The 6,561-nt window shown below is 70.9% G+C and carries 5 protein-coding genes and 2 pseudogenes; 4 read left to right on the top strand and 3 right to left on the bottom strand.

All coding sequences use genetic code 11. The features are described from left to right. Together AOK23_RS25175 and AOK23_RS25170 are read right to left on the bottom strand one after the other, a co-directional pair. On the bottom strand, positions 1 to 572 hold a 572-nt coding region (locus tag AOK23_RS25175; protein WP_157878147.1), incomplete at its 3' end, for an aldehyde dehydrogenase family protein. Continuing rightward, entirely contained in the window at positions 565 to 1,653 is a 1,089-nt protein-coding gene (locus AOK23_RS25170) for a homoserine dehydrogenase (RefSeq protein WP_055714920.1), read from the bottom strand. The genes AOK23_RS25175 and AOK23_RS25170, both read right to left, overlap by 8 nt. 255 nt (positions 1,654 to 1,908) lie before the next feature. Between AOK23_RS25170 and ligA the strand changes: the two are divergent. Next, positions 1,909 to 3,988 (top strand): annotated as a pseudogene (gene ligA, locus AOK23_RS25165) (NAD-dependent DNA ligase LigA). Between the two features lie 78 nt (positions 3,989 to 4,066). Here the strand turns inward: ligA and AOK23_RS25160 are convergent. Continuing rightward, positions 4,067 to 4,726, bottom strand: a complete 660-nt coding sequence (locus AOK23_RS25160; RefSeq protein ID WP_055714919.1) for a class I SAM-dependent methyltransferase — start codon at positions 4,724 to 4,726, stop codon at positions 4,067 to 4,069. Between the two features lie 279 nt (positions 4,727 to 5,005). Between AOK23_RS25160 and AOK23_RS25155 the strand changes: the two genes are divergently transcribed. The 3 genes and pseudogenes from AOK23_RS25155 to AOK23_RS25150 all read left to right on the top strand — a co-directional run. After that, the gene (locus AOK23_RS25155) at positions 5,006 to 5,710 is read left to right on the top strand and encodes a cytochrome P450 family protein (protein ID WP_240496548.1); all 705 of its coding nucleotides are present in this window, start codon (positions 5,006 to 5,008) and stop codon (positions 5,708 to 5,710) included. A 64-nt stretch (positions 5,711 to 5,774) separates the two neighbouring features. Further along, positions 5,775 to 5,858, top strand: a pseudogene (locus AOK23_RS47015) (ferredoxin); the annotation flags it as partial. Beyond that, positions 5,819 to 6,561, top strand: a 743-nt coding sequence (locus AOK23_RS25150) for an NAD(P)/FAD-dependent oxidoreductase (protein ID WP_240496547.1), incomplete at its 3' end; no start/stop codon positions are given. The pseudogene AOK23_RS47015 and the gene AOK23_RS25150, both read left to right, overlap by 40 nt.

Genomic DNA, 6,561 nt, shown 5'->3' with positions numbered 1-6,561 from the left:
TCGATGAGGGTGTCGACCAGGCGCAGAGCGGTCAGCGGGGTCAGCGCGGACGGTTTGAGGATGACCGCGTTGCCGCCGGCGATGGCCGGGCCGAGCTTGTGGGCGACCAGGTTGAGCGGGTCGTTGAAGGGCGTGATGGCGGCGATGACGCCCAGCGGTTCGCGGGTGAACCACCCCTGCCGTTTCTCCGAGCCCTCATGGGAGTCGAAGGGGATGACCTCGCCGGCGTTGCGCCGTGCCTCGGCTCCGGACAGGGACAGGGTGTTGACCGCGCGGGCCACTTCCTTGCGGGCCTGGACGATGGTCTTGCCGGCCTCGCTGACGATGAGCTGGGCGAAGGACTCGGAGCGCCGCTGGATCAGACGGGCGGCGCGTTCCAGGACCGCGGCTCTGGAGGCGCGGGACAGCGCGGCCGCGGTGCGGCGCCCACACCTGGCCTGCTGCAGGACGCTGCCGAGGGCGGTGACGTCGGCGGTGGGCACCGAGGCGATGACCTCGCCGGTGTAGGGGTTGTGCACGAGCGTGGTGTCGGTACCGAGTGCGATACCGGGGGGCACGGCGGTGTCAGACACGGTGGGTCTCCTTCAGAACGGGGCACGTGGGGGCGGAGTCGTCGTCCCCGTGACGCTGGTGGATGGCGGTGATGTCCGACAGCAGGGCGTAGGCGGTCTCGGTGCGCCCGGCGCCCGGCCCGGACACCGTGACGGTGCCGAGGAGGTCGGTGTGGAAGGCGACCGCGTTGACCGGGCCGCAAATGCCGGCGAGCGGGTGCTGGGCGGGCAGGGCGAGCGGGGTGACACGGGCGTCGACGCTGCCGTCCTCGTGGCGGGTGGCGGAGCCGACCAGCTTCCACCGCAGCCCCTTCGAGGCGGCGTCCCGCACCTCGTGCGGGGTGAGCGAGGAGATGCCCTCGCAGAAGACGTCCTCGCGGCGCAGGTCGGCGCCGAGGACCTCGTTGGCCAGGATCATCACCTTGAGCTGGACGTCGTGGCCCTCGATGTCCGCCGTGGGGTCGGCTTCGGCGTACCCGAGTTCCTGAGCCTCGGCGATGGCCGCCGACAGCTCGATGCCCTCTTCGAGGCGGCCGAGAATGTAGTTCGAGGTGCCGTTCATGATCCCCTGGACGCCGGTGATCTCCAGGCCGCCGAACATGCGCTCGGCGGTGCGCAGGACGGGGGTGCCGCTGAGTACGGAGCCCTCGAACTCGAAGCCGACCCCACGCTCGGCGGCCAGTCGCTTCAGCGCGCGGCCGGCGAGTGCGACCGGTCCCTTGTTGGTGGTGCACACGTGCTTGCCCGATTCCAGGGCCCAGCGCACATGGGAGAGAGCGGGCTCGCCGTCGGTGGGGTTGGTGAACGTCGCCTCCACGACGATGTCGGCCGGGACCTCGCGGATCACCCACTCGTTGCGCGGATCCGCGCTGCCACCGGCCAGGCCCGCGAAGCTCAGCTCCCCCGGCTCGGCGGCCAGCAGCGGCGCCAGATCGATGCCGTCGGTGTCCACCAGGGAACCGGCTCGCAGATCGGTGATCGCCACCACCCGCAGGGCGAAACCCAGCTCCTCGGCCAGGCGGTCCCCGTTCTGGGACATGAGTTCGGCAAGCGCGCGGTTGACGCCGCCGAAGCCGATGAGGGCGAGATCGTATCGGCCCATGAGATCGCTCCTTCGCAGTCCGCCGCCTTCACGGTGCGGCTGCTGAGGAGCCTCGCCCCTGTGTCTGTCACCCGCTCCCTGTCACAACGGCCACGACACATGCCGATCTGCTCTGTCCCCCTGGCAATTCGCCCGCCCCGCCCCGCCCGGCCCCGGCTCCGGCAATGCCTCGGCTCCGGCAATGCCTCGGCTCCGGCAATGCCTCGGCTCCGACCTGGGGGGCCGTTGTCAGTGGTGGCAGGCAGGATGACGGTCATGACGACTCCTGTTGCACAGATCGTGGATGCCGCCGCCTACGTGCAGGCGGTCGAGGACGCGGTGAAGGCCGCGGCCGCCTACTACGCGGGCGGTACCTCGCCGCTGGACGACGACACCTACGACCGGCTGGTGCGTGGCATCGCCGCGTGGGAGGCCGAGCATCCCGACCAGGTGCTCCCGGACTCGCCGACGGGGAAGGTCGCGGGCGGCGCCGTCGAGGGCGATGTGCCGCACACCGTGGCGATGCTGAGCCTGGACAACGTGTTCTCCGCGGAGGAGTTCACCGCGTGGGCGGCGTCCCTCGCCCGGCGTGTCGGCCACGAGGTGGATCAGTGGAGCGTGGAGGCGAAGCTGGACGGTCTCGCGGTCGCCGCCCGCTACACCCGTGGCCGCCTCACACGGCTGATCACCCGGGGGGACGGGACGGCCGGGGAGGACGTCTCGCACGCGATCAGCACCATCGAGGGCCTGCCCGAGACCCTGTCGGAACCGGTGAGCGTGGAGGTGCGTGGCGAAGTCCTCATGACGACGGCCCAGTTCGAGCACGCCAACGAGGTCCGCACCGGGCACGGCGGGCAACCCTTCGCCAACCCCCGCAACGCGGCCGCGGGCACACTACGCGCCAAGGAACGCGCCTACACGGTGCCCATGACGTTCTTCGGCTACGGCCTGCTGCCCCTGCCCGACACCGACACCGCCCTCGCGGCGCGGCTGCGCGACCTCGCCCACAGCGATCTGATGGTCCTGGCCGCCGACCTCGGGGTGAACACCACCGCCTCGACCGCGGTCCCCGGCAGAGTGGCCCGCAGCAGTGAGCAGGTGCTGGACCGGGTGCAGGAGATCGCGGCGCTGCGGGCGCAGTTGCCGTTCGGGATCGACGGGATCGTCATCAAGGCCGACCTGGCCGCCGACCAGCACACGGCCGGATCCGGATCGCGGGCTCCGCGGTGGGCGATCGCCTACAAGCTCCCGGCCGTGGAGAAGATCACCCGGCTGCTGGAGGTGGAGTGGAACGTGGGCCGCACGGGCATCATCGCCCCGCGCGGCGTGCTCGAGCCCGTCGAGATCGACGGCGCCACCATCACCTACGCCACGCTGCACAACCCCGCCGACATCACCCGCCGTGACCTCCGGCTGGGCGACCATGTCATGGTCCCACCGGGCCGGCGACGTGATACCGCGGATCGAGGCGCCCGTCGCCCACCTGCGCACCGGCGACGAACAGCCCATCGTCTTTCCCGAGGCGTGCCCGCGCTGTGGTTCCGGCATCGACACCAGCCAGGAACGCTGGCGCTGCGAGCAGGGCCGCAACTGCCACCTGGTCGCTTCCCTCTCCTACGCCGCCGGCCGCGACCAGCTCGACATCGAAGGCCTCGGCGCCACCCGTGTCGTCCAACTCGTCGAGGCCGGCCTGGTCGCCGATCTCGCCGACCTGTTCACCCTCACCCGCGAGCAACTGCTCGGCCTGGAACGCATGGGGGAGACCAGCACCGACAACCTCCTCACCGCGATCAGTAACGCCAAGGCGCAGCCGCTGTCCCGTGTGCTGTGCGCGCTCGGCGTACGCGGCACGGGCCGGTCGATGTCACGGCGCATCGCCCGCTGGTTCGCCACCATGGACAACATCCGCGCCGCCGACGCCACGGCCATGCAGCAGGTCGAGGGCATCGGCACCGAGAAGGCCCCCTCCATCGTCGCCGAACTGGCCGAACTCGCCCCGCTCATCGACAAACTCGTCGCCGCCGGAGTGAACATGACCGAGCCCGGCGCCACGCCGCCGAGCCCCGTCGACGCCGACGCGGGGAGCGATGCGAACGCCGAGGGCGGGCCGCTCACGGGCATGACCGTGGTGGTCACCGGCGCCATGTCGGGTCCGCTGGAGAAGCTCAGCCGCAACCAGATGAACGAACTGATCGAACGGGCCGGAGGGCGCTCCTCCTCCAGCGTGTCGAAGAAGACCACCCTGGTCGTCGCCGGGGAGAACGCCGGATCCAAGCGGGCCAAGGCCGAAGACCTCGGTATCCGCCTGGCCACACCCGACGAGTTCGCCACCCTGGTGGCCGACTATCTGGTCTGACCCGCCTCCCACACGCTCCGTGCGAACCGGCCGTCATGGCCGCACCCTGCGTTCACTCACAGCAGAGAGGCGCGCATCTCAGAGCAGTTCGGGTTTGCGGGCGAGGAAGGTGGCGAAGGACCTCGTGGCTCCTTCACGGGGCTCCTCCACCAAACGTGCGGTGAGGGCGAGCCCGGACTGCGTCAAGAGCTCGGCGATCCGATCCGGCGGCAACAGGTAGGACTCGTAGGACACCGGATGACCGCCGTAGGCGTGTGTCGGACGGAGATGCTGGTCGGCTCCCACATGGCCGGCCAGCATCAGGGTGCCGCCCGGCGCGAGGACGCGGTGGAACTCGCCGAAGACCACTGGCAACAGCGCCGGAGGGGTGTGGTGGGTGGAGTAGTAGGCGAGGACGCCGCCGAGGAGGTTGTCCTCGATGGGGAGAGAAGTCATCGAGCCGACACTGAAACGCAGATCCGGGTGGGTGCTGCGGGCCAGCTCGACCATTGCGGGCGACAGGTCGATGCCGAAAACGGGAACCTGCCGCTCGGCGAGGTAGGCCGCGACTCTCCCTGGCCCGCATCCGAGATCGGCGACGGGGCCGAGACCGGCCGTTCGCACCACCTCCGCGAACACGTTCAACATGCCTCGTGACAGCGGATCCAGCTCCGCCGGGGCCTTGACCTGTTCGAAGTAGTCGGCGGCGACCGTGTCGTACGACTCTCGGACGGCGTCGAGGTAAGAGAGATCAGGCATGCGGGCGACTCTAGTGAGGGCCCGCAGCCCAGGGGATCGCCTTGGCCTAGAACACTGCAACTCCCGCTGTCAGGGGGCCATTTGGGTGCTCTCCCCTCACACACACCACCGCCCCATCAGTCGGCGTCCGGCACCCGCGATGTGATCCATCCCACGTCAGCTTTCTGTCAGGTGACTGACCGGGAGTCGTCAGTCCGCTCTGTTTGCCTGTGCTCATCGAGGTCTCGTAGCAGTCCCCGGCGCCCTGCCCCACCGGGGCCCCCACCACCGAGGAGAGACATGGCCGACACCCCGACCGGCGCCGTGACCGAGGACGCGGCGCCGATCCCCGAGTACCCGATGCCCCGCGCGACGGGCTGCCCGCTCGCCCCGCCGCCCGCCGTGGGCGCCCTGCGTGGCGCGAAACCGATCACCAAGGTGCGGATCTGGAACGGCACCACACCCTGGCTGATCACCCGTCACGCCGATCAGCGGGCCCTGCTCACCGACCCCCGGGTCAGCAACGACGACCACGAGCCCGCCTTCCCCCATGTGAACGCCCACCGCGCGGCGATCGCCCCGCACACCCCGAAGCTCATCACCAACACCGACGCCCCCGAACACACCCGGCTGCGCCGGTCGGTCAACGCGCCCTTCCTGGTCAAGCGGATCGAGGCCATGCGGCCCGCCGTGCGGCGGATCGTCGACGACCTGATCGACGAGATGCTCGCCGGCCCCAACCCGGCCGACCTGCTCACCGTGCTGGCCCTGCCCGTGCCGTCACTGGTCATCGCCGAACTGCTCGGCGTGCCGTACGAGGACCACGAACTGTTCCAGGGGAACAGCAACCGCGTCCTCGACAGCTCCCTCACCGCGGACGAGGCGGCCGCGGCCGGGGCGGCGCGCTCGGCGCATACGTGGGCACCCTCTTCCAGCGGAAGCCGACTGGCGTTCAACCACACGGGGACCGCGTACGGCGTGAAGTGCCTGCCCGTCGCCTGGTGAACCACCGGCCCGTTCGAGACCGGCCCGTTCGAGACCGGCGTCTTCGAGAACCGAGGAGCAACCCGTGCGTGTGGAACTGGACGAACCGAAGTGCGTCGCGTCGGGGCAGTGCGTGATGGCCTCCCCCGAGGTGTTCGACCAGCGGGACTCGACCTGGCAGAACGCGAGGTCCGGCTGGCCGACGGGTCCACGGTGCCGTACGACGGACTGGTCGTCGCCACCGGCGTACGGCCGCGCCGACTGCCCGGTACGAAAGCGCATGTGCTGCGCACCCTGGAGGACGCCCTGGCGCTGCGGGACCGGCTGACGCCGGGGCGGCGGCTGGTCGTGGTCGGCGCCGGGTTCCTCGGCGCGGAAGCCGCGGCCGTCGCCTGGCGCCTCGGGGCACGGGTCACCCTCCTCGAACCCGCCCCGGTGCCGCTCGCCCACGCGGTCGGCACGGAGGTCGGCGCGGTGCTGGCGCGGGCCCACCGCGACCACGGGGTGGACCTGCGCACCGGGGTCACCGTCACCGAGGTGACCGAGGGCGGGGTGCGGCTCACAGACGGTGGGACCGTCGAGGCCGACGAGGTGCTCGTCGCCGTCGGCTCGGTGCCCAACACCGAGTGGCTGGTGGCCAGCGGACTGGACGTGAGTGACGGCGTCGTGTGCGACGCGTACTGCGAGGCCGCCCCGAACGCGTACGCGGCCGGGGACGTCGCCCGCTGGTACAACCCGCTGTTCGGCTCCTCGATGCGGATCGAGCACCGTACGAACGCGGCCGAGCAGGGCATGGCGGCGGCCCGGAACCTCCTCGCCCGCCCCGGGGCGCGCAAGCCGTTCGCGCCGGTGCCGTACTTCTGGTCCGACCA

Source organism: Streptomyces torulosus, assembly GCF_001419765.1.
In the GTDB taxonomy this organism is placed as follows: domain Bacteria; phylum Actinomycetota; class Actinomycetes; order Streptomycetales; family Streptomycetaceae; genus Streptomyces; species Streptomyces torulosus.
The sequence above is the reverse complement of the archived record's forward strand: the minus strand, read 5'-3'. Positions and strand labels throughout refer to the sequence as shown.